19 protein-coding genes and 1 other RNA gene are annotated in these 22,782 nt (G+C 63.1%); 5 read left to right on the top strand and 15 right to left on the bottom strand.

What is annotated here, in order from left to right:
* Positions 1–237 precede the first annotated feature (237 nt).
* Positions 238–1,260 (top strand): hypothetical protein, encoded by a 1,023-nt coding sequence (locus tag G9E11_RS00515; RefSeq protein ID WP_218625933.1) that lies wholly within the window; start codon positions 238–240, stop codon positions 1,258–1,260.
* 143 nt (positions 1,261–1,403) lie between these two features.
* On the opposite strand, the gene ssrA is transcribed toward G9E11_RS00515, so the two are convergent.
* The 15 genes from ssrA to G9E11_RS00440 all read right to left on the bottom strand — a co-directional run bounded on the left by ssrA (position 1,404) and on the right by G9E11_RS00440 (position 14,028).
* Positions 1,404–1,772, bottom strand: a transfer-messenger RNA (tmRNA) gene (gene ssrA, locus G9E11_RS00510).
* A gap of 122 nt (positions 1,773–1,894) precedes the next feature.
* Positions 1,895–2,365 carry an SsrA-binding protein SmpB gene (gene smpB, locus G9E11_RS00505; protein ID WP_003804881.1) on the bottom strand — a complete coding sequence of 157 codons (471 nt, stop codon included), beginning with the start codon at positions 2,363–2,365 and terminating at the stop codon, positions 1,895–1,897.
* A gap of 115 nt (positions 2,366–2,480) precedes the next feature.
* Positions 2,481–3,917 (bottom strand): peptidoglycan DD-metalloendopeptidase family protein, encoded by a 1,437-nt coding sequence (locus G9E11_RS00500; RefSeq protein ID WP_190602010.1) that lies wholly within the window; start codon positions 3,915–3,917, stop codon positions 2,481–2,483.
* Positions 3,918–3,941: 24 nt separating this feature from the next.
* Complete coding sequence (ftsX, locus tag G9E11_RS00495; protein ID WP_190602008.1) at positions 3,942–4,856, bottom strand: permease-like cell division protein FtsX; 915 nt, start codon at positions 4,854–4,856, stop codon at positions 3,942–3,944.
* Complete coding sequence (gene ftsE, locus G9E11_RS00490) at positions 4,853–5,662, bottom strand: cell division ATP-binding protein FtsE (protein ID WP_190602006.1); 810 nt, start codon at positions 5,660–5,662, stop codon at positions 4,853–4,855. The genes ftsX and ftsE overlap by 4 nt, the downstream gene beginning before the upstream one ends.
* A gap of 175 nt (positions 5,663–5,837) precedes the next feature.
* Positions 5,838–6,953: a peptide chain release factor 2 gene (gene prfB, locus G9E11_RS00485; RefSeq protein WP_190602004.1), complete on the bottom strand. Its 1,116-nt coding sequence runs from the start codon at positions 6,951–6,953 to the stop codon at positions 5,838–5,840.
* Positions 6,954–7,004: 51 nt separating this feature from the next.
* Entirely contained in the window at positions 7,005–7,418 is a 414-nt protein-coding gene (locus tag G9E11_RS00480) for a pilus assembly protein TadG-related protein (RefSeq protein ID WP_190602002.1), read from the bottom strand.
* 65 nt (positions 7,419–7,483) lie between these two features.
* The gene (locus G9E11_RS00475; protein ID WP_311764272.1) at positions 7,484–7,876 is read right to left on the bottom strand and encodes a hypothetical protein; all 393 of its coding nucleotides are present in this window, start codon (positions 7,874–7,876) and stop codon (positions 7,484–7,486) included.
* Positions 7,877–8,039: 163 nt separating this feature from the next.
* Positions 8,040–8,435: a TadE family protein gene (locus G9E11_RS00470; protein ID WP_190602001.1), complete on the bottom strand. Its 396-nt coding sequence runs from the start codon at positions 8,433–8,435 to the stop codon at positions 8,040–8,042.
* 3 nt (positions 8,436–8,438) lie between these two features.
* Complete coding sequence (locus tag G9E11_RS00465) at positions 8,439–8,681, bottom strand: hypothetical protein (RefSeq protein ID WP_246468627.1); 243 nt, start codon at positions 8,679–8,681, stop codon at positions 8,439–8,441.
* Between the two features lie 71 nt (positions 8,682–8,752).
* A complete protein-coding gene (locus tag G9E11_RS00460; RefSeq protein WP_190601998.1) occupies positions 8,753–9,694 on the bottom strand; it encodes a type II secretion system F family protein in 942 nt (313 codons plus the stop codon).
* Positions 9,691–10,545, bottom strand: coding sequence for a type II secretion system F family protein (locus G9E11_RS00455; RefSeq protein ID WP_190601996.1), 855 nt, complete (start codon positions 10,543–10,545; stop codon positions 9,691–9,693). The genes G9E11_RS00460 and G9E11_RS00455 overlap by 4 nt, the downstream gene beginning before the upstream one ends.
* The gene (locus tag G9E11_RS00450) at positions 10,545–11,768 is read right to left on the bottom strand and encodes a TadA family conjugal transfer-associated ATPase (RefSeq protein ID WP_190601994.1); all 1,224 of its coding nucleotides are present in this window, start codon (positions 11,766–11,768) and stop codon (positions 10,545–10,547) included. The genes G9E11_RS00455 and G9E11_RS00450 overlap by 1 nt, the downstream gene beginning before the upstream one ends.
* A gap of 127 nt (positions 11,769–11,895) precedes the next feature.
* A complete protein-coding gene (galE, locus tag G9E11_RS00445) occupies positions 11,896–12,945 on the bottom strand; it encodes a UDP-glucose 4-epimerase GalE (protein ID WP_190601993.1) in 1,050 nt (349 codons plus the stop codon).
* A gap of 60 nt (positions 12,946–13,005) precedes the next feature.
* The gene (locus tag G9E11_RS00440) at positions 13,006–14,028 is read right to left on the bottom strand and encodes an acyltransferase family protein (RefSeq protein WP_190601991.1); all 1,023 of its coding nucleotides are present in this window, start codon (positions 14,026–14,028) and stop codon (positions 13,006–13,008) included.
* Positions 14,029–14,294: 266 nt separating this feature from the next.
* On the opposite strand from G9E11_RS00440, the gene G9E11_RS00435 reads away from it, so the two are divergent.
* The 4 genes from G9E11_RS00435 to G9E11_RS00420 all read left to right on the top strand — a co-directional run bounded on the left by G9E11_RS00435 (position 14,295) and on the right by G9E11_RS00420 (position 22,337).
* Positions 14,295–17,582, top strand: coding sequence for a GH25 family lysozyme (locus tag G9E11_RS00435; protein WP_190601989.1), 3,288 nt, complete (start codon positions 14,295–14,297; stop codon positions 17,580–17,582).
* Between the two features lie 126 nt (positions 17,583–17,708).
* Positions 17,709–19,682: a DUF6541 family protein gene (locus tag G9E11_RS00430; RefSeq protein ID WP_190601987.1), complete on the top strand. Its 1,974-nt coding sequence runs from the start codon at positions 17,709–17,711 to the stop codon at positions 19,680–19,682.
* Positions 19,683–19,931: 249 nt separating this feature from the next.
* Positions 19,932–21,074: a glycosyltransferase gene (locus G9E11_RS00425; RefSeq protein ID WP_190601985.1), complete on the top strand. Its 1,143-nt coding sequence runs from the start codon at positions 19,932–19,934 to the stop codon at positions 21,072–21,074.
* Positions 21,075–21,161: 87 nt separating this feature from the next.
* Positions 21,162–22,337 (top strand): glycosyltransferase family protein, encoded by a 1,176-nt coding sequence (locus G9E11_RS00420; RefSeq protein ID WP_190601983.1) that lies wholly within the window; start codon positions 21,162–21,164, stop codon positions 22,335–22,337.
* Positions 22,338–22,782: the final 445 nt, after the last annotated feature.

The raw sequence follows: 22,782 nt of genomic DNA, 5'->3' as shown, positions 1-22,782 counted from the left end.
CGTGTCGCAGCCCTTGGCGTGACAGCGGTTGTCCCAACTGTGGTCCGTCGCGGTGAAGCGACCACTCTGCGATTTACGGTGGGAGGCCCGTTGTGGTCACCAGGCGCGGTACTGCGCATCGCCCCCGGCGTAGCCGGGGCAGTTGGATGCCCCGCCGAACTGCTGGTGCGGCTCAGCCCGGACCGCACGGCGTCAGCTTCTTGCAGGGTAACTCCACAACCAGCGCGACGGCTCACAGTGGCTCCTGACCTCTGGGCGGGTAAAAACCGCATCCCTGGCATGTCTGTGACGGTCAAAATTACGGATGCACCCCTGCTTGAGGCAGCGACAGCCTCAACGCTGTGGGGTCAGGAGTCGGAAACGCTCTGGGAACTAGCCAAGGGTATGACTGCCGGATCGCACGATGCCGCATCGACTGGCTTCGACATCATCATCCACGCGCGACATGAGGGGTGGGATAGTCCTACTGTTGCAGAGCTTGTGCAGCACCTCCTCGATGTCCGCAAGCCAGACGGAGGGTGGGGCATCGAAAATGCCTGGGACGCGTTCGGCGACGGAACTACCAACCCGGAGTCCACCACATATACAGTGTCCACAGCCGGGCACGCCGGGCCAGCATTGCTCGGTGCCTGGCAGAACAAGCTGGTGACCGACGAGGATTTGCGTTTGGCCGTCGACAGCCTGCTCAATACCCCGCGGGTAAATGTGCCGGGCGGAATCTGTGTTGCCTACTCGAACTCGGGAAAGGACCTGCCCTGCGTGCCCAACGTCAATCTCGGCGCGGGAGCCTGGCTCAAGCAGGTACGTGAAGTAACCGGCTGGAGCATCCCCCTGCTCGATGACGTCGTGGCGCAGATAACCGCCGCGGACCGCTATCTCTTCAACCCAACCACCGGCTACTGGGGCTACAGTGATCTTCCCTCCCAGCTTGGCAAGCCACAAGACGCACCGCATCAGGGATACACGCTTCAATCGGTTTTGGTCCTGGAGCCAGAATTCGGAAAATCCGCAACTCTCCAGTTCCTCAGCAACCCGTGGTGGGATCAGCCAACCGGCGGCACCCTCCGGGACTTTGGGAACGGGCTTTCGCAGGTGGCTTTCGCGGATTGCCAAGGTGCCGCGCTGTCTCCCAGCGTGCTTGAGGCGTTCTCGGCAATCAAGGAAACCACAGCGGACCAGATGACCAAGTTCCTGGCGCTCCAGGGGACTCTGTACGGATTCCGTGCCTTGGGTGCCTGCTTCCAAGGCGAGACGTGGTGACTTTGCCTACACCGGAGGCAAGACCGTAGACACCACCCGGAACTACCAGCCCAGAGAAACGGGCAAACAAAAACACCCCGGTCCGTAGACCGGGGTGTTTTTGATGACCCGACACATCCGTAAAGGATGTCTGGGGTCATCTAAGGTGGAGATGGGGGGAATTGAACCCCCGTCCGATGTCGTGTTGTCAGGGCTTCTCCGGGCGCAGTTTGCGTCGGATATTCTCGGCCCCAGCCGTCCTGCAAACAGGCGGCTGATCCGGGCCCAGTCATCTAAAAGTCCCGTTTACTCCGATGACGGGAGCAAACAGCAGTGGCTATCTAAATGACGCCAGGATCCGGGGCGATAGCAACCTCGGGCTGACGGACTGTCTTACTGCTTAGGCAGCAAGAGCGAAGTCAGTGCGCTTAGATTCGGCACTTATTGGTTTGCAGACAGCGTTTACGAGATAATTCTGCATCCTCGGCCCGCTTCACCTGTCGCGACTAACATCGTCGAAACCGATCATCCCCGTATTTTGTTACCAAACCGGCGGAGCTCAGGTTCTGGACCAGATCCCTGCCGGACTACCTAGCATAACGCATCGGAACGAGTATTGATTCCAGCCGATGTACCGCGCGTCGATTTTTCCGTCCTAGCGCCGATTGCGTTCCCGCATGACGCGAAGGGCCTCGCGCTTGTCCTGCTGCTCGCGCAAAGTCTGGCGCTTGTCGTAATCCTTCTTACCCCGGGCGATGCCGATTTCCACCTTGGCGCGGCCGTCCACGAAGTACAGCTGCAGCGGCACAATGGTGAAGCCGGATTCGCGGATCTTGTGCGAGATTTTGATAAGTTCCTCGCGGTGCAGCAGGAGTTTCCGCCGCCGGCGCGCTGCATGGTTGGTCCAGCTTCCCTGGTTGTACTCAGGGATGTGGATGCCCTCCATCCAGAGCTCGTCATTATAGAACGTGCAGAACCCGTCAACCATGGAAGCGTGGCCTTCGCGGAGGGACTTCACCTCCGTCCCCATGAGAGCGATGCCGGCCTCATAGGTGTCCATAACGTGGTAGTCGTGCCGGGCCTTCCGGTTGGTGGCCACGACTTTTCGGCCACTTTCTTTGGGCACGGTTCAACTCCTCAGTTCTCGGTACTGGCTGTCCCGGCGGCACCGGAACAAAGTCTTACTATTCTACGGCAGGTGCACCGGCGGGCCCGCGCCGTAAGGCTGCCCCTGCCCCTGATCAGAGCAGGCGCATCGGGTCAACAGCCTCGCCGTTCAGCCAAGTCTCGAAGTGCGAGTGGCAGCCGGTGGAGTTTCCCGTCGTGCCGGAGTATGCGATGAGCTGGCCTTGGCTGACCTGTTGTCCGGGCGAGACCACCACACTGGTGTTGTGGTAATAGATCGTGGTCAGCGAGTTGCCCTGGACCACACCGTGCGAGATTTTGACGTTGTTCCCGCCGCCGTCGTCCGCCCAGCCAGCCGAGAAAACTTCGCCGGCCGCCGCCGCGTACACGGGCGTCCCGCAAGCGGCACCGAAGTCAATGCCCGTGTGCATGTAGCCGCCGGCACCGTAGAAATCGATGGTTCCTGGCGGCGTCGCCCGCCATCCAAAACCGGAGGTGATGGGTACGCTGCCAGGGAACGGGTGGCGGAGGCCAAAGGCCGACGGCGGCCCGGTCACGGGAGGCACGTACGGCTGCACGATCCGCGCGCGGGCCGCAGCTTCGGCATCACCCCGAGCCCGCGCATCCGCTTCGGCCCGTGCCCGGGCTGCTGCGGCAGCGGCCTCAGCTATGCGGCGCTGTTCGGCCAGCCAAGCCTCGCGCAGCTTACGGTCGCGTTCAACAATTTCGGCCGCGACGGCCTGCTGACGTGTCTTGACGGTGTCCAGCTTCTTCTGGATGCCGGGCTTTGCCGCCTCCAGCTCCTTGTTCAGGCGGGTGGTGTCGGCGATGAGCTTGTCCACCTTGGCCTTCTTGGCGGCGGCCTCGTCGCGGGCGGCCTTCTCTTTGGCCAGCGCCGCATCGGCCTTGGCCTTGAGGTCCTTGATCTCGGCTTCGACTGCCTGCAGGCGTGCCTGCGAGTTTACGTTGGTGGCGTTCTGCTGCGTGAGCTTGTCCATCGCGGAGTTCTGGCTACGCAATGCCTGGTCGGCCATGTCCATCGTGTCAGTGAGACTGCCCGTGTTGTTGGCACCGAAGAACAGGGTGAGATCTGACGGCACGCCGCCGGACTTGTACGCCTGCGTCGCGATCTGGCCGATCAGCTTCTTCGTGCTGGCGATCTTCTGCTTGTCTGCATCCAGCTGCTGGGTGATTTTGGCCTTATTCTGCTGGGCCAGATCCACTCTGGCAGCGAGGGCCTCCACTTCCTTGACGGCACTCGCCACCCGGCCCTGGGCCTCGAGAAGCGCCTGCTGCGCGGCAGGAAGCTGGCCCCGGTAGATCACCAGGTCGCCCACAGCTTTGGAAATTTTTGCGTCGACGAATTCGAGCGACTGCTGGACCCGGGCAGCTTCGGCTTTCAGGGCGGCCTGCTGGTCTTCAAGGTCGTCTGCGAAGGCGGCAGGAGCCGACGCCCCCAGGCTCGCGGCCAGCACCAGTGCCACGGCGGCACTTAGAACCCTGCGGTGGCGCCCGCCCGGGCTTCTTCGCACGGGCCTGCCGGAACTGGTCATGGGCATTCCTTCGATGAGCATGGCCTACACCCTCAAGTATCGGCGCAGCGTGAGCAGAGATGAAGTACCCGCCAGAACAACACCCAGCCCGACAAGCGCAGGGGCCAGGAGCAGGGTCTGTGCCGGGGAGATGAACGCAGTATCCGGATACTGCTTGGACAGGTATTCGCCCAGGAAGAAGTGCGCCACGGCCCACAGCGTTCCGGAGGCCAGGGCTGCTCCGATCACCGCGGCAATCACGCCCTCCAGGATGAAGGGCAGCTGGATCACTGTCTTTGACGCTCCCACGAGCCGCATGATGCCGGTCTCCCGCCGCCGGCTGAACGCCGAAAGCCGGATTGTGGTGGCGATGAGCAGGATGGCGCACACCGTCATTACACCGGCGATAATGACTGCCACCAGGGACGCCCCGTTCATAACGGAGAAGAGCCGCTCCAGGACCTGCCGCTGGTCGATGACCGTTTCGACGCCCGGCTGCGAGGAGAACGTCTCGCTGATGATCTGGTACTTCTCCGGGTCCTTCATGTTGATCCGGAACGAGGCGGGAAGCTGGTCCGGCGTGACCGAATCCACGATCGGAGAGTTCGAGAACTGCTCTTTGAAGTGCTTGTAGGCGTCGTCCTTGGATTCGAACTGGAAATCGTTCACGTACTGGGCCACTGCTGGCGATTCCAGCAGGGTCCGCAAGTTGTCCTGCTGTTCGGCCGTCACCGGTCCCGAGGCGCAACCAGCCGCCGTCGACCCTTCCCCGCACAGGAAGATGGCCACCTGGACCTTGTCGTACCAGTAGCCCTTCATCTGGTTGATCTGGAGCTGGAGCATACCGGCGGCGCCCACGAAAGTCAGGGACACGAAGGTCACCAGGATGACGGAGACGACCATCGACAGGTTGCGGCGCAGGCCGCCGCCGATCTCGCCGAGGATGAACTGGAGCCTCACAGCCGGCCCTCCCCTGCCTGCTCGCGCGCTGCCTGTTCGCGCGCTGCCTGGCCGCCGGAGTCCGCGGTCTCGTCGCGTCCGCTGGCATCCTTGAGCCTTCGGGACTGGCCGACCACAGGCATCATCGACGTGTAGAGGGCCCGGGCTTCGTCGCGGATGACTTTGCCGTTCTTGAGCTCCACGACGCGTTTGCGCATCTCGTTCACGATGTCGTCGTCGTGGGTGGCCATGACCACGGTGGTGCCGTTCTGGTTGATCTTGTCCAGGACGCCCATGATGCCCATGGACGTGGTGGGATCGAGGTTGCCGGTGGGCTCGTCGGCCAGCAGGATGCCGGGGCGGTTGACTACGGCGCGGGCAATGGCCACGCGTTGCTGCTCACCGCCGGAGAGCTCGTGCGGCATGCGTTTCTCTTTGCCCTCCAGGCCTACGGTCTTGAGCACCTCGGGGACAGTGTCGCGGATGACGCTGCGGCTCTTGCCGATGACCTGCATGGCGAAGGCGACATTGGCGAAGACGTTCTTCTGCGGCAGCAGGCGGAAGTCCTGGAACACCACGCCGATTCCGCGGCGCAGGCGGGGCACGCGCCAGCTGGAGATGTTGGCGACGTTCTGGCCGGCGACGTGGACGGTGCCGGAGGTGGCGCGGTCTTCCTTGAGGACCAGGCGCAGGAACGTGGACTTGCCGGATCCCGACGCGCCGACGAGGAAGGCGAATTCACCACGGTCAATTTCAAGGCTGACAGAATCCAGGGCGGGCCTGGCTTTCTGGTCGTAGACCTTGGTGACATTTTCGAAACGGATCATGACCCTAAAACCCTGCAGGACACGGCTTTATGGGCATGGTCTGCAACCGGTGCGGGGGCTTTCTCTAGGGGGAAGAAGAGCTCCGGCCTCTCGACTATACGCACGGGCCACCGTGCTCAGGCGGGAGTCAGAGGGGCGTGTCGCGGGATTGGGTTCCTCGGCCGGGCGGGTGCGTCTATCGTTCGGCGTTGCGGTTGTCAGTGCGCCAGCGGATCCCGGCTTCGATGAAGTCGTCAATGGCGCCGTCCAGCACGGCGCTGGTGTTTCCCACTTCGTGCTCGGTCCGGAGGTCCTTGACCATCTGGTACGGGTTCAGGACGTATGAACGCATCTGGTCGCCCCAGGATGCCTTGACGTCGCCGGCGAACGCCTTCTTCTCCGCGTCCTCCTGCTCCTTTTTGAGCAGCAGGAGCCTCGACTGGAGTACCCGCATCGCGGCGGCGCGGTTCTGCAGCTGCGACTTCTCGTTCTGCATGGATACCACGGTCCCGGTGGGGATGTGGGTCAGGCGGACGGCGGAGTCGGTGGTGTTAACCGACTGACCGCCGGGGCCGGACGAGCGGAAGACGTCCACGCGGATTTCGTTGTCCGGGATGTCAATGGAGTCTGTCTGTTCAATGAGGGGAATGACTTCCACGGCAGCGAAGGAGGTCTGCCGGCGCCCCTGGTTGTCGAACGGGCTGATCCTGACCAGCCGGTGTGTTCCCGCCTCGACGCTCAGCGTGCCGAACGCGTACGGCGCGTTGACCTCGAAGGTGGCGGACTTGAGGCCCGCCTCCTCCGCGTAGGAGGTGTCCATAACGGTGGTGGGGTAGCCATGGCGCTCTGCCCACCGGAGGTACATGCGCAGCAGCATCTCGGCGAAGTCCGCGGCATCGACGCCGCCGGCCCCGGAGCGGATAGTCACCACGGCCTCCCGCTCGTCGTACTCGCCGGAGAGCAGGGTGACGACCTCGAGGTCCTTCAGCGACTTGCGGATGGACTCAAGCTCCGCCTCAGCCTCCCCCATGGAGTCGGCGTCGTCCTCGTCCTGGCCGAGTTCCACCAGCACCTCAAGGTCGTCGATGCGGGAAACCAGCGTGTTCAGCCGCTCCAGCTCGGATTGGCGGTGCGACAGCCGCGAGGTAATAACCTGGGCGGCCGCGGGGTCATCCCACAGGTTCGGCTCGCCGGCCCGCTCGCTCAGTTCTGCGATCTCTTCCTTGAGCGCCTCGACATCGGTGACGTTTTCGATGGAGGTATAGGTGCCGCGCAGCGCGCGGATTTCTGCAGCAAAATCAATTTGAGCCATGGTTGTTTAAGCGTACGCTATCCGCCCTGAGCGGTAGGACCGGCGGCCCGGCTACCGCGTCAGCCGCGAGCGTGCGGTAGACGTGGCGGCAATGGTGATGCCGTCCGGGATGAGGAAATTGACCACCGGCGGGTGCACGGTGGCGCTGAGAACCACCACGGAGGTGGAACCGTCCGGCGTCCCTGTTCCGGCTGCGACGGCCAGTCCATCGACGCGCGCGAAGGCGCCGCTGCGGCTGAGATAATCGGCGGCGACGTTCCGGACTCTGTCACCGTTCAGCAGTGCCGACGGAGTGCCGCCGGCCGTTTCCACCTGGCCAAGTGTGTAGGAGTCGGCGGCGGCCACAGAGGCGCCGTCGGCCAGCGACAGGAGCTTCTTGTGCTCGATGTAAAGGCTGGACGCCGCCATGACCACGGTGCTGACCAGCAGGGCCAGCATGACGAACCCGATGATGAGGACTGTCATTTGCCCGTCCTCATCGCGGCTGGTTCGTGCTGGTCCGGCGGAGATGCGGCTGGCGGCAAGAGGCGTCAACGGAACCTGCCCACAACCTGCGTGGCCGAAGCGCTGAGCTGGCCGGCGTTGAGGGGCATTGCCTCCCCAAAGGGGGCGAAAGGCAGCGGCACGGTGAGCCGAACAGTGACGGTGACCGCCGAGCCCGCGGCGGTGCAGTCGCCGCCGGAGTCGCAGTGGATCTCGACGCTGGCGTTCCCGACGGGATGGCCGTAGTCAGCAAGGGCCACCATGGTGGCCTGCTCAGCGGCTGCCCGGCCCGACGGTGCATCGGGCTGCGCCACGAAGACCTTGGCTGCCTGGTCCGCTGCGCCCACCACGGCGAACGAGCCGCCCTGAAGCTGGCCAACAGTGATGATGAAGTACACCACGGGAACCATGAGGAGCAGTCCGAGGAACGTGAACTCCACGACCGCACTCCCCCGTTGCCCGACGTCGCCCCCTGCGTTCCTTGCGTCACGTGTGCCGTGGGCGCCGAAGCTGCCGCAGGGGCCGGGAGTACCACCAGGGCCGAGGCACAGCGCCTCCCGGAATCTGTCTGCAAATCGCTTGGTGAAGTGGCGCCGCCTACGGTCAGCCGGTGATCGCGGCATGGCCGGTGACCTCCAGCCCTCCGCGCGGACCGATTAGACCGATGACCGGCAGTGGGGCCCTAACGGTCACCTCCAGTGTCCGGAGCCCTTGGAAGACGACTTCACGTGTTTCGATGTCACGGGCAAAGTCGGCATTGAGCGCCGTTCCGATGAGCTCGCCGGTACGGTGCCGGGCGTCGTCCGCGCTGCGGTCGGCCAAGGTCCCGTGCCGGGCGCCGGACGCCGCCGCGTCGATGAGTGTGTTCCGGACGTGCATGATGAGGGCGAGCTGAATAATGGAGACAAAAAACACCGTCAGCAGGGCGCCCACGAGCACAAAGTCGACAACGGCAGCACCGCGCTCACGTCCGGAAGTGGCCGCACCGGTTTCGTTCACGGGCTATTTTCCGACCGTGTCCATCGCCTGGTTGAACATGGCTTCCAAGGCCGGGCCGGCCACGGCCAGCAGCGCGGCAACAAGGACCGCGGACATCAGGGTGATCATGACCCAGCCGGGCACATCCCCGCGTTCAGGATGGTCCGAGAAGGTCTTCCGGGGGCGCGGGGCCGCAGTCAAGGAGTGGCCGATCAGCGCCGCTAATGCGGCGACAAGTGCAAGTCCGTGCCTGGCCATGAATGTCATGTGCTTCCCTTTTCTCGGAGTTGTTTGTTTGTTGAATGTGGCCACTTCCGGCGGCTGCCGGAGCAGCCGCGTCAAAAATTGAGGCTGAGTGCCGCTATTCCGGGGAACACGGCAAACACCACTGTCAGGGGCAGCACGCCAAAGACAAGCGGCACCATCATCGCGATCTCCTTCTTGCCGGCGGACTCCATCAGCTCACGCTTGGCTGTGTCGCGGACGTCCTGGGCCTGGGCCCTGAGGACTTCGGCCAGTGGCGTCCCGCGTTCCACTGCCACGATGATGCCGTCAACAAAGCGGATGAGCGGCCCCAGATCGGTGCGCGCAGAAAACTCCTGGAGAGCATCCACCAGGGGCTTGCCCGCGCGGGTTTCGGCCAAGACCCTGCTGAATTCCTTGGAGAGCTCACCCCGGGCGGTCCTGCACACGCGGTCGAGAGCGCCGGTGGCGCTCTCCCCGGCACCCACCGCGAGCGCAATCATTTCCGCCAGGCTGGGGAATTCTGCCAGCATCCGCTCCTCCCGCCGTTTGATCTGCACCCCGAGCCAGTAGTCCCTAAAGAGGAAGCCGCCGATTGCGCTACCGACGGAGACGGCCACGGCCAGGACGGGGCTGAATCTCCCGGAGAGTGCTGCCAGCACTATCACGCTGACAGCTGCAATAAATGTGCAAAGCCCCCAGAAGAGCTGCTGGGCCCGGAAGTCCAAGGGCGACTTGTCGATGCGTGCTTGCGCAAGCCTGCGACTGAGGGCGGCGGAGCCAAGGTTGAATCTGGCCAGTTTGGCCGTGGCTTCCCTGATCAGCGGGCGGACTATGCGTTCGAGGGGACCAAAAGGAGTGAGAACGCGTTCCTCCGCCCGCAGGAGCCTTGATTCGAGGTTTTGGCATCTGAGCTGCGGTTCGATCCGTTCCACGAAACTGACGGACCGCATGAACGGGAGCCTGACAAGGAGGAGCCACAGACCGGCACCCAGGAATGCACCGCAGACGATCGCGGCCGCTGGAACGGTGGTCATCGCAGCACCCTCTCTTCCTCTGGGAGGGCCCCTATCTTCAGCATGACCGAATAGCACACCAGCGAGACAACCAGGCCTCCCAACAGCACGGCCGCCCCGATGGGGGTGTTGTATGCAGCCACAGCCTCAGGACGGCTGACCAGCAGCAGCATGACGATCCACGGGGCCGCGACGGCCAGCCGGGCAGCGTTGACTGTCCACGACTGCCGCGCTTCAAGCTCGCTCCGGGTCCGTGCACTTTCGCGCAGGAACTCGGCGAGGGTCCCGAGCAGCTTGCCGAGATCCGAGCCGCCCACCTCCCGGGTTAGCCGAAGTGCCTCGATGATGCGGTCAGCTACTGGGTCCGCCAGCCGTTCCTTGAGCCTGTTCAGCGATGCGTCGAACTGGCCGCCCGAGCGGTAGTCCGAGCCGAAGTCGCGAAACACGTGCCGGAGCTCTTCCGGCCCCTTTTCGCCAAGCTGTATCAGTGCTTCGGGCAGGGATAACCCGGCCCGGATGGCCGACCGCAGATGGTCCACGACGTCGGGCCACACCCTCCGCAAGACGGAGCTTCGTCTCTTGACCCGCCATTTCACCACCGCCACCGGAAACCAGGCGCCGAACAGGCCGAAGCAAACGGAGACGGGCAGGGACCTGCTCACGGCGAAGAGGGCCAGCGTCGCGAAGGCGCCAAGTCCCAGGCAGCTGCCCATCAGACCGGCGCCGGTGACCCTTTCAATGCCGGCAGACAACAGCAGCTCATGGAGAGGGCTTGTCCGCGGCTCTCGCTTGGGACGCGCGGGCTCGTCCCAAGCCGACCACCAGATGAGGAACAGCCCGGCTCCTACCAGAAGCCCCAGCAGCGCAGCCATCAGCGCGGGTCCAAGAGTGCCGCGACCTCATAACCGGCTCTGGCGAATTTCTCCTCCGCCGGCATGGTGTTGGCCGTCGGTTCCAGCAGGCCGCCGATCGTCGAGAAAATCATCGAGGACTCGATAATTCCGTTCTCGACCCGCCTGCCCAGGGAGAGGATTTCTGTCACCTGCCTCCGCCCGTTTGCAAGGCGGCTGCAGTGAACCACCAGATCGATGCACGAGGCCACAGTGGGAACCACAAACGCGCTGGAAATGTTGTCCCCGGCGAGCAGCGGCAAGGTGCACATCTTGGTCACGGCGTCGTGTGCTGAATTGGCATGGACGGTGCACATCCCCGGAAGGCCGCTGTTGAGGGCGATCAGCATGTCGAGGCTCTCCGCTTCCCGGACTTCGCCCACCACCAGGCGGTCAGGCCGCATGCGGAGGGCTTCCTTGACCAGCCTGCGGAGCGGTATCTCCCCTTCGCCTTCGAGGTTCGGCTGCCGGCATTGCAGCCCGACCACATCGCGCAGCGGAAACTGCAGTTCGAAGATCTCCTCGACCGTAATGACGCGCTCGCGGCTGCCGATGCTGGCTGCGAGGCAGTTCAGCAGCGTGGTCTTCCCCGCCTGCGTCGCGCCTGAGACCAGGATGTTGAGTCCGCTCGCGACAGCGGCGCCAAGGAAGCGCCCGGACTGAGGGGTCAGTGTGCCCAGTTCCACGAGATGATCCAGCCTGGTCGCCTTCACAACGAACTTACGGATGTTGACGGCCCAGTGGCGTCTGGTGACGTCCGGGATGACCACGTGCAGGCGGGATCCGTCGGGCAATGCTGCGTCCACGAAGGGCGATGAGATGTCCAGCCGCCGGCCTGAGCTCTTCAGCATCCGCTCAACGAGGTCCCGGACCTGCTGGTCCGTCAGGCTCAGTGATGTGAGTTCGGATTCGCCGTTCCGTGCAACGTAGATTTCAGTGGGCGCGTTGATCCAAATTTCCTCGATGCCCGGATCATCCAGGAACGGTTGGAGGGCACCAAACCCGGCCACCGCATCAAAGACAAACCGGCGTGCTGACTCCAGCGGCCCAAGCGGTGGAAGCGGACCCATGAGTGCGCGCTCGTCATAGTCGGTCACGGCCGCTTCCACGAGCCGCCTGACCTCGGCCGTTTGGTGCAACGGATCGAGGCCCCGCCGACGAATCAGCTCCCGGACTTCATCCTCGACAATGCGTACTGCATCCATGAATTCCCCCGAACGACTGCCGCCCCCAGCGGAGGCAGTACATCTGGGTTAAAGCTAAAGGATGCTATCCCGTGAGCCAAGCCACAAAATCAGGCATGTGGATAACTGACCAGCGATGGCGTGGAGCTTAGGACGTAGCGGCTGCTGCCGGTTCAGTCGCTTCTGCGCCGGCGTAGCCGTACGGGTTGGCGCTCTGCCAGCGCCAGTGGTCGGCGCACATCTGCGCCAAGTCACGGTGCGCGGACCAGCCCAGATCCGCCAATGCGGCGGAGGCATCTGCGTAGCTGACGGCCGCGTCCCCCGGCCGCCGGGGCGCGAATTCATAAGGGACCGGATGTCCTGCAGCAGCACCGAACGCGTCGATGACCTCCAGAACGGACGAACCCCGGCCGGTCCCGAGGTTCCAGCGGAACGAGCCGGTCTTGGTCTGCAGGTAGTTCAGCGCTGCCAAGTGGCCGGCTGCGAGGTCCATGACGTGGATGTAGTCCCGGACCCCTGTCCCGTCTGGCGTGGGGTAATCATTGCCGAACACCATGACTTTCTCGCGCCGTCCCACCGCAACCTGGGCAACGAAGGGCAAAAGGTTATTGGGGATGCCGTGGGGGTCTTCACCGATGCGCCCCGACTCGTGCGCACCCACGGGGTTGAAGTAGCGCAGAAGTGCGATGCTCCACCGCGGGTCGGCGTCGCTCAGGTCGGACAGAATGTCCTCGATCTGCTCTTTAGTCCTGCCGTAAGGATTCGTCGCGTCCAGCGGCGACTTCTCAATCAGGGGAACGTGCTCCGAGGCGCCGTAAACGGTGGCCGACGAGCTGAAGACCAGCCGCCGGACGCCCGCCTTATCCATGCTCTCGAGCAGGTTGAGCGTACCCCCGACGTTGTTCTTGTAGTACCAGAGCGGCTTCGCCACGGACTCGCCAACGGCCTTCAGGCCGGCGAAGTGGATGACGGCGTCGAACCCGCCCTCCGCAAAGACCTGGTCAACAGCCTCAGCGTCAAGGAGGTCGGCCTCGCGGAACTCCACCTTCTTGCCGGTGAGCTCCTCGACGCGGCGAACTGCCTCAATGTTCGAGTTCATGAGGTTGTCGAGCACGACAACCTCATGTCCGTCCTCGAGCAGGCACAGAGCCGTGTGTGATCCGATGTAGCCGGCGCCGCCGGTGACCAAAACCTTCATGGCCACCAGTTTATGGCGACCAACCGCGAGTGGGTAATTGACGCGTTGAAGGCAGACACATCAGGAACGGCTGGAGCCCACACCCACGCGCAGGGGCGCGGCTGCCGCGAGAACGGGTACGCCCAGAAGAACGGGAGCAAGCCCGGTCCTGAGGATAAGCAGGGCGGCAAGCCAGGGACCGGCCAGTGAAGCAGCGAAGACCAGCCAGGGGGCAACGCCGAGCCTCGTCAGTTCAGCGAGAACCACCGCGTGCGTCAGTACAACCATGAACCCGCAACTGGCGAGTGTGCTTAGTGCTGCGTTTGCACGCGGACCCAGCAAAGGCACGAGATGCTCGGCGATGAGTACCAGGGCGGCGCATACCCCGATGGCAACGAGGACCGTCATAACGGGCGTGCCCAATTGGGCATATTTCAGATCCAGGTAGGTGGACCAGCCCAACAGTATGACGGCGGCGCATCCGCCCAGGATTGACAGCCCGGTGGCGAGTGGCCGGCGAATCCTCGCCCGGTGCCGCTTGAATTCCCGCCCCGCCAGGACGAACACAACACAAGCGAGGCCCGCTCCCGCGGCTAGAGGGATCCGCGCGACAAGGTCGGGGAAGCGCATTGTCACAACCAACGCACCCATGGAGAGCGTCCACTGCGCCCACGCGGGGAAGCGCTGCAGCGCTCGGACGGCCACTACAGCAACGAAGAGCGCCGTAACAAACCAGAACGCGGCGAGCGGCCCCCGCACATGCGAGCCGCCCAGGATGAGCTTGCGGATGTCTTGGCCATGGATGACACCCAGCTGTGACAGCCACCACGCACCAACCAGAACCAGCCAAACGAGATAGGGAAGAAGAAGTGTCCTGGCCCGCTTATTCATTTCTTGAATCACGGTGCGGCCTTCGGACCACAGGTAGCCGGAGAGGAAGAAAAACAGCGGCACGTGCCATGTGTAGACAGTCTCACGGACGACAGGGCCGGACCAGGCTCCGATATGGCCGGCAACCACGGCCGCGATTCCCAGTACGCGCAGAAAATCAATGGCGCCTGAGCGCATCTGACGGGGGTGTTCAAGGGACGGTTGTGCAAGCAATGCTCATCGTTCCTTCGCATGGTCGGTTGAGGGTTCCCGATCAGGGGGCACGGGACCAGCCACTCAGTCTAGTTCCCTGCGGCGGTGGGGCAGAAATGTGGTGCCACGCAGGTCCCGGTACTGCTCAGGTGTCACGTTGGTCACACCAGCACCTCCAGTGCTACACTGAACCGCTCACCCGCGCGGGCGTACTAGGGGGCCAAAACGGTGAACGACTCTGCCATCAAGCCACTGTCTGCCAGCAGTTCAAGGCTACGGAGTATGAGATGAATCCTTCCTCGAATAGCAGAATCGCAAAGCCCATTGTGGTGGGCGCGAGACGCCTCGGCCTGTTGGGCACAACCGCTCTTTTGTCGGCCACGCTTTCCCTCGGCGGCGGGCTACCTGCGCAGGGCGCCCCGGTACAGCCGTCAGTCCAGTCCTCTTCCGAAACGCCGGACCCCGCAGCGACGTCTACATCGGCGCCGGTGGACATGGAAGCCCTTCGGGCCGAAATCGGAGAAGACGGCTCCTATATGGGCCAGGGCCTCAAGCGCCGTGAATCCACCCTCGTCAGGAAGTCGTCGCCGTTGTCGGCAACGGCAACTACAGAAGCGGCCAACACATGGATGGCTCCAGGTGTCCAGGGCCTGGACGTCAGCAGCCACCAGTCAAGCGTCAACTGGGCGGCGCAGTATAGTCTCGGTGCCAGGTTCGCCTACGTGAAGGCCACCGAGGGAACAACCTACACAAACCCGCTTTTCAGCTCCCAGTATGGCGGCGCAGGTAGCGCCGGAATGATCCGTGGCGCTTACCATTTCGCGCTGCCGGGTGTTTCCACCGCAGCGGCACAGGCCGATTTCTTCGTCAACAACGGGGGCGGCTGGAGCGGAGACGGCAATACGATGCCGCCGCTGCTGGACATCGAGTACAACCCGTACGCATCCTTGGGCAACACCTGCTACAACATGAGCCAGGCCTCAATGGTCAACTGGATTGCGGCATTTTCCAACCGCGTGCTGGCCCGGACCGGCCGGCTGCCGATGATCTACACAACCACCGACTGGTGGACAACGTGCACGGGAAACTCTGGTGCGTTCAGCCGGCAGCCCCTGCATCTGGCCACATATTCGCGCTACGTGGGGGCCATGCCCAACGGCTGGGGAACCTACAGCGTGTGGCAGTACAGTGCAACGGGCCCCTTCGCTGGAGACTCCAATGCCTGGAATGGAACGCTGGACAGCCTGCGGCGGTTTGCGTCCCAGGCTGACGGCGCCGTACCCACGCCCTCCATAACATCCTTGGGCGACGTGGTCGCGGCGGACGCCTCAGGCATTCTTTGGGACTACCCGGCGACCGGCAGCGCGACCTTCCGCGCCCGCAAACAGATCGGGCAGGGATGGACCAACCTCCGGTCGATCAACGTCATCGACTGGAATGCCGACGGTGTGCTCGACATCGTGGCCCAGTGGAAATCGGGCCGCGTCAACGTCTACGTCGGAGTGGCGTCGGGCGGCTTTTCCGCGGGCCCCGTCTTGGCGGAATCCGGCTGGAGCAACTATCAGCTGACCATCGGCTACTGGCTCAACAGCAGCTATTATCCCCATGTCATCACTCGCGATGATGCTGGCATGCTGCGCCTGTGGCGCAACACTTCAGGCTCCTCAGTGAGCGCCGGGACAACTCTCGGCCAGGGCTGGAGCGGGTTGAACCTGACAATGATTGACTTCGACGGCGACGGCAGCCAGGACATTCTGGCCCAGGACCCCACCGGGGCGCTTCGGCTGTACAGGTCCAACGGCGCCGGCTCCTTCCTGACGGAAGTACGCAAAACCATCGGCAGCGGCTGGCACAAAATGACCAGCGTCACCGTAACCACGAATTTCAAGGGTGCCGGCACAAACGGCCTTCTTGCCCGCAACACCAGTGGCCAGCTCTACTACTACCCCGTGCCCGGCAACGGAACCTGGGGTGTTTCCACTGCGCTCGGCGCGGGCTGGAACCCGTACCTCATTGCCGGCGGCGAGAATGTCAACCTGGTTCCGGTGACACCGGCGCCGCCGCCCCCGGCATCTCCGTCCATCCCCTCGGCTTCGGACGTGGTCACCGTTGATGCCGCCGGTGGCCTCTTCCGCCGGGCAGCCAGTTCGGGATCTTTGGGCGCCGCCACCAAGATCGGTTCGGGGTTCACCGGTCTTGCTTCCGTCCACGTAACCGACTGGAACGCCGATGGGATCCAGGATGTGGCGACAGTGAGCACGGCCGGAGTGCTCGGCATTCAAACCGGACTTGCCGCAGGAGGTTTTGCGGCCCGGACTACGCTCATTTCCGGCTTGTCAGGGGCCGATGTCACCATCGGCCGATGGGTCAAGTCTTCCAAGTACCCCAGTGTCATTGTCCGCTGGCCCAACGGATCTCTGCAGGCTTATGGGAATCCCTCCGGGGGTGCTCTCGGGCCCGCAGCCGCCCTTGGTTCAGGTTTCGTCCGAATGGACGTCTCCATGAACGACGCTGACGGCGACGGCAACCAAGACATCCTTGCTGTCGACTACCTGGGACGGATGCGGCTCTACCGCTCCGGCGGGACAGGAACCTTTGTCGCCGAGACCCGCAAGGTCATCGGAACCGGCTGGGGCACGATGAACAGCATAGGCACTGCCTCCGGTTTCACGTCCGCAACATCCCACGGCTTGCTGGCACGTAACAGCGCGGGCACCGTGTACTACTACCCACTGACCGGCGGCGTGGTGGGCGCCAAATCCGTGGAAGGGACCGGCTGGTCAGGTGTCCTGATCTCCGGCAGTTCTCTGATTACGCGCGGACGCGCCATCCCCAGCACAGCAGATGTTCTCACTGTCGATGCCGCGGGAGGGTTGTGGAACCACCCGGAAACCAACACCTCCGCAATTGGATCCCCGTACCAGATCGGCGTGGGCTGGTCCGGTATGAAGTCCCTGAACGTCGTTGACTGGAACAGCGACGGCGTCGCCGACGTTCTCGCCCAGAGGTCCAGCGGCGCGCTCACATTGTATGCGGGCTCCGCCGCAGGTGGCTTCGCTGCCCCCATTACCGTAGTCGCCTCGGGTTTCGCCCAGACCAGGCTACTGACCGGCAAATGGGTCGCGGGCGCCAAATATCCCGGGCTCGTGGGCTATGGCGCCGACGGGGTGTTGAATTACTGGGCAAACGCCTCCGGCAGGGGACTCAGCACGCCGGCGCGAATCGGCAGCGGGTGGGCAGGACTCAAGCTCGCCATGGTTGACTTCGACTCCGACGGTAAACAGGATCTGTTGGTGGTGGACGGGCCGGGCACGATGCGGCTCTACCGGTCCACCGGCACAAGCAGGTTTGTGTCAGAAATTAGAAAGACGGTTGGCACCGGCTGGCAATCCTTCCGGCAGTTCTCGGCCACGGCCGGCTTCGCAGGCACGGGAAGCAAGGGCGTCCTGGCCCTCCAGACCTCGGGGCAGCTGCGCTACTACCCCATCCTTGCAGGCAGCAAATGGGGTGTGGCTTCGACGGCGGGCACTGTCGGCACGGCGCCACTGGTTGCTGCCTCCTCAGGAGCGAACTAGAACACAGTCAGGATGCGCACGCCGAAACAGACTTTCGGCTGCCTTCACTATGCCCACCCCGATGACAGTTTCCCGGTCACTGGCTTGTATCCTGAACTCTTTGACGGAAACTAGGAGACTCGCCCGATGAGCTGGATGCAGACCATCCCCACGATTATTGTCGGCCTGCTGGTGCTCTTCCTTCCCGGAGCGCTGTTGGCCAGGACGATGGGTGCACGCGGTCTGACACTGTGGAGTGCATCGGCGCCTATGACGGTATCTGTTGCCTCGGTGGGCGCCATCCTGCTCCAGATGCTGAACATCCGCTGGTCTGTTGCCTCCATGGTCCTGATAACTCTCGTATTCACTGCCGCAGCTGCCGCGGTGAGGGTCCTGTGGTTGCGGCGCACCTCCGGGAGCTGGCCACGGCCGGAGATTGGGCGGCTGCCGGCAGTCCTCCGCTCCGCGGCGTACCTGCTGGCCGTCGGTATCCCCGCGGCAATCATCTCCGTCAGATTCACCAGGATCTTCGGCGGGCCGGAAAATATCTCACAGACGTATGACAACGTTTTTCACCTAAACGCACTGCGCGTGATTGCGGACAGCGGCCGGGCCTCGTCGCTGACCTTGGCGTCACTGGACCCAAGTTCCAACCGGCTCAGCTTTTATCCCGCGGCGTGGCACGACGTTGTGGCGCTGGTGGTGGATGCCAGCGGATCCTCCATTCCCTTGGCCGTAAACGTGGCCAACATGATCATCGCGGCTGTGGTCTGGCCCCTGTCCGCGATATTCCTGGTCTCGACGCTGACAGGCCGCCGACCTGTCCCCATGATGGTGACGGGAGCCTTGGCCGCAGGCTTTAGCTCATTCCCGTATCTGATGGTCGATTTCGGGGTGCTCTACCCGACCCTGCTCGCCATAGCGTTGCTCCCCTTTTGTCTCGGCGCTGTTGTCGAACTCCTGGGAATTGGACGCGACAGACGGGCCTCCCCCATCTTGTATGTCGGCCTGCTCGGCGTTGGATCAGTTGGCTTGACCCTGGCCCATCCCAGCACGACGATGACTCTAATTGCCTTCGCTGTGGCGCCTTTGCTGGTCTGGTTCGCCAAACGCAGCATTAATTTTCGGGGCCAAGAGCACGGGATCCGCAAAACATTGATCGCCTTCGCGGCCGTTCTCGCCTACGGCGCCGTTGCCTGGATCCTCTGGACCAACGTGCGCCCAAGCGAGGCTGCCTCGTTCTGGCCGCCGGTGACCACTCTCCCCCGGGCAATCGGCGAAGCCCTCACCAGCGCGCCGCAAAGCCCCGATGTGCCTTGGCTCATCTTCGCACTGACCATCGTGGGCATTGTCATCCTGTGCGCCGAGCGGAAGCTCTGGATTCTTGGATGTTTCCTGATCTCCCTGGGCTTTTACGCCGTCGTGGCCGGTTACCCTGCAGGTCCGACGCGCAGTTTCTGGACTGGCGTCTGGTACAACGATGCCTACCGCTTGGCGGCCCTCCTGCCCATAACCGCCCTGGTCATCTCGGCCATTGGCGGAAGCTGGCTGATCGAGACCTCCCTGCGAGGGGCCCAGCGGCAACTGACCCCCGCCAGGAGGCCGGCCCTACGTGCCATCAGCTTCGCCGTATCAGCGGTGCTGGTCCTTGCGGCCGCAGCGCTGACGCAAGGGCGGTCAATCACCACCGAACAGGCAAAGGCCGCCCAGTCGTACAGTTCCACGGACGCTTCACCCCTGCTCTCCTCTGACGAAGAGGCACTGCTCAGGCGCCTTGATCGCCATGTTCCCGCCGGCTCAGTTGTGGTCGGCAATCCGTGGACAGGAGCTTCGCTCGTTTATGCATTCAGCGGCAGGACGGCGATGCTTCCTGCCATCAGTTCCTCCCCGAGCCCAGCAGAACGGATTATCCTGAGCCGGCTTAAGGCCGTCGCGAAGGACCGCGAGGTCTGCCAGATGATCGCCACGGAGAACAGCTACTACGTCCTGGATTTCGGCCCTAAGGAAGTCCACCAGGGCAGGCATTACGCCGCTTTATCTTCGCTGGCTGGAACAGAGGGCTTGCGTCTGCTCGACTCGGAAGGCGATGCACGTCTGTACGAAGTGACCGCGTGCCGCTGAACGAGGCCCGACAGTACCGCCGTCCAGCGACGCGACTCACGGCGCACCGAGAAGTGTTCCTCCGACGTCCTTCGGCGTGAGGAGCCTTTGCTAAGATCAATACTCGGTACCTAAGGCGAGAGCTGCTGTCTCAGCCCACGCTTTCCCCGCATGACGCTGACCCTGCACCCGAATTTTGATCGTCGGAGCGAATTTCAATTCGGTGTCAGGGCTAGGCCGATGAACTAAAAAAGGGCGCTCAATTTACCCATGAATCGTACTCAATCGGCCCTCAGGGTGGCTGTCACCAAAGGCACTCTCCGGATCCCACCGACATATTTTGCCGTCTCGCATGCTGAAGCTCTAGGAGCTAAACACCATTTCGAGTGTTTCGTACTGGCGGCCGACATACAGGATCCGACAATTTCTACTCCCGTGCGTCAATATGCGCCGTTCCCCTCGATTGGTTTCCGTCGCCGTGAATTGGTCATGCCAGCTTTCATGCCGTGGATGACGGCGGGAATTCTCAGGTTCCGTCCCGACGTCATTCATCAGCACACTGCGGTTTGGTCCCTCCCTGCCGTAACGGCTTCTCGCTTTGCACGAATTCCCATGCTTACAACGCTGCACGGCGCGGACGTATTCGTCTACGGCAGGAGTACAAGCTCGTTGATGGAGCGGTGGCACCACAGCAACATCTCTGCATGCAACCGGACCAGCACACGTCTACTGGCGGTCAGCAGGTTCCTCGCTGACACGGCCATCTCCTCCGGCTACCCAGCCAATAAGCTGGAAGTTCATTATCAGGGCATAGATACCGATTACTTTGTGCCGCTTGAAGATGAGGGACACCCCGACCAGCTTCCCACTGTCCTTTTCGTTGGCAGCTTGGCTGAGCGGAAAGGGGTTCTGGACCTCGCCCTTGCTTCTAAGGAACTGCTGAAGACCGTGCCTCACCGTTTGGTATTCATCGGTGATGGACCGCTCAGAGGTGACCTGGAGAAAATAATTGTGGACCACGCTGATGCAGAAATTGTCGGCGCCGCGGGGAGAAGCGCGGTTCGAGCGAGGATGCAAGCTGCAAGTGTTGTCGTGGTGCCCAGCAAGGAACACAAAGGCTGGCGTGAAGCAGCCGGCCTGGTATCTCTGGAAGCTCAAGCCTGCGGCACCCCTGTGGTCGCAACTGACAGCGGCGGCATCGGCGAAATGCTTCGGAACGGAGAAACGGGTCTCCTGGTAAGCGAAGGAAACATTGGCCAACTATCCTCCGCAATAGGCCAAATCCTGACGATGTCCGGGGAGGAATACCGGAAATGCCGGGCCCGGGCCCGGGATTTTGTCGTCACGTCCCGAAGCCTGGCCGTCAGCTGCGATGAACTGGAGAGCCACTACATAGATCTCGCCGGGTCGTAGTGCTGTCCGCTACCCCGACGGCGGCACCGGCCGTGCTCTCTTATGCCCGCGAATGAATAGGGCCATAGCCAAACGAGGAAATCAGACATGAAGGCGACCCACTTGAAACCCAAGATACTGTGCATCTCTTTTTCCGACATCAACGCCGATTCCCGAGTTCTCCGCCAACTGGCAGTCCTGGCTGAGTTCGGCGAGGTCACGACACTGAGCTACGGTGAAAAGCCCGCGCATGCTACCCGCCATCTTCCGGTCGATAGCGCGTTGCCGTCGCTGCCCCAGACCATCACGGGTGTGCTAGCCCTGGCGCTGCGCAGGTTCAAAGCCGTGGCCCTGTCCGCACCGGCAGTCAAAGCGGCCGAAAAGCTTGCAGCGGGCGAGGATTATGACCTGATTGTCGCCAATGAGGCCCGGGCGTTGCCGCTGGCGCACCACCTTGCCGGGCAAATGAATGGTCCGGTCCCTGTATGGGGCGATATGCATGAATGGGCCCCGGAGGAACGTGCCCACGTCCTTTCGTGGCGCCTCCTCGTCAAGCCGTTCATGACCGACGTGTGCCGTGAATATTTGCCGCGCACGCACGCTGTCAGCGCAGTGAACGGCTCCATTGCCAGGCTCTATGAAGACCGTTTCGGGTTGAGCGTCCGTGTTGTCAGGAATGCGGGTGGCTTCCGTGACCTCCGGCCCAGCGAACCGGTCGCCGGCCGGATCCGGCTGGTCCACAGCGGGGCGGCGATTCCCGGCCGCAACCTCGAAGGCATGATCACCGCTGTTCTGCAGCTCGACGAGAAATATACCCTCGACCTCTACCTGGTTAAAGCCAGGGATGGCGGAAAGTATTGGGGGGAGCTGAAGAAACTGTCCGCCGGTTCCAGTCGAATCCGGTTCCACGACGCAGTCGCTCCCGACGAACTTCCGCGGACACTCAACCAGTACGATCTGGGGATCTTCAGCCTGCCGCCGCGCACAACCAACCACCGGCTGATGCTGCCCAATAAGTTTTTTGACTTCGTCCAGGCACGGCTTGGCCTGGTGTTCAGCCCATCGCCGGAGACGTCTGCGCTCATCGAACGGTATGACCTTGGCGTCGTCACGGGCGACTACTCCCCCGAGAGCCTCGCCGAAGCGATCCGGTCACTCTCTGCCAGTGATGTGGAGCGCTTCAAGAACAATGCTGACGCCGCTGCCAGTGCTCTGAGCTCGCAGGAAGACGAGGACGTTGTGCGCGATATCGTTCGGCAGTTGCTGCTTAAGACGCCCGTCTAAGGCGCCGCGCCGGGATGCCGTGGCGCCGGTTGTCCGGCGCCTAGGTGTACTGCCCCGGCAGGTTGGTGACACGGGGACTGAATTGACGCAATAAGAGGACCTCCGGGTGTTGTGTGGAGCTTGTCGAGAGCAAACACACAGTCCAGGAGGTCCTCGTGTCTCACCCTAATGCTTTTCTCGCTCATGCCGGACGTCTGCGTCTTGCTCGATGCATCCTGGCTGAGGGTTGGGCCGCCGCGCTGATCGAGCCTGGTCAGGGGCTACTCCCCCATCCACCAAGCCGTCGATGACCATCCCAGGCACGTGTACTCCGAGATCCTGCCTGACGAATCTAAGGAGACCGCTGGGGCGTTCATGCGTGCGGCCGTCGCCGCTTTCGCTGTCCATGCAGTGAAAATCCCGCGTGTGATGACCGACAACGGCGGTTGCCACCGCTCCCTCGCCT

This window comes from Arthrobacter ipis (assembly GCF_014694315.1).
Lineage (GTDB): Bacteria > Actinomycetota > Actinomycetes > Actinomycetales > Micrococcaceae > Arthrobacter > Arthrobacter ipis.
Note: the sequence above shows the minus strand (reverse complement) of the source record. Positions and strands in the feature narration are given on the sequence as shown.

Bases quoted from the DNA above. Each gene is read 5' to 3' on its own strand.
- G9E11_RS00500 (WP_190602010.1), bottom strand. From the start codon at position 3,917: ATGACCAGTTCCGGCAGGCCCGTGCGAAGAAGCCCGGGCGGGCGCCAC.
- ftsE (WP_190602006.1), bottom strand. From the start codon at position 5,662: ATGATCCGTTTCGAAAATGTCACCAAGGTCTACGACCAGAAAGCCAGG.
- prfB (WP_190602004.1), bottom strand. From the start codon at position 6,953: ATGGCTCAAATTGATTTTGCTGCAGAAATCCGCGCGCTGCGCGGCACC.
- G9E11_RS00480 (WP_190602002.1), bottom strand. From the start codon at position 7,418: ATGACAGTCCTCATCATCGGGTTCGTCATGCTGGCCCTGCTGGTCAGC.
- G9E11_RS00465 (WP_246468627.1), bottom strand. From the start codon at position 8,681: ATGACATTCATGGCCAGGCACGGACTTGCACTTGTCGCCGCATTAGCG.
- G9E11_RS00460 (WP_190601998.1), bottom strand. From the start codon at position 9,694: ATGACCACCGTTCCAGCGGCCGCGATCGTCTGCGGTGCATTCCTGGGT.
- G9E11_RS00455 (WP_190601996.1), bottom strand. From the start codon at position 10,545: ATGGCTGCGCTGCTGGGGCTTCTGGTAGGAGCCGGGCTGTTCCTCATC.
- G9E11_RS00450 (WP_190601994.1), bottom strand. From the start codon at position 11,768: ATGGATGCAGTACGCATTGTCGAGGATGAAGTCCGGGAGCTGATTCGT.
- galE (WP_190601993.1), bottom strand. From the start codon at position 12,945: ATGAAGGTTTTGGTCACCGGCGGCGCCGGCTACATCGGATCACACACG.
- G9E11_RS00435 (WP_190601989.1), top strand. From the start codon at position 14,295: ATGAATCCTTCCTCGAATAGCAGAATCGCAAAGCCCATTGTGGTGGGC.
- G9E11_RS00430 (WP_190601987.1), top strand. From the start codon at position 17,709: ATGAGCTGGATGCAGACCATCCCCACGATTATTGTCGGCCTGCTGGTG.
- G9E11_RS00425 (WP_190601985.1), top strand. From the start codon at position 19,932: ATGAATCGTACTCAATCGGCCCTCAGGGTGGCTGTCACCAAAGGCACT.
- G9E11_RS00420 (WP_190601983.1), top strand. From the start codon at position 21,162: ATGAAGGCGACCCACTTGAAACCCAAGATACTGTGCATCTCTTTTTCC.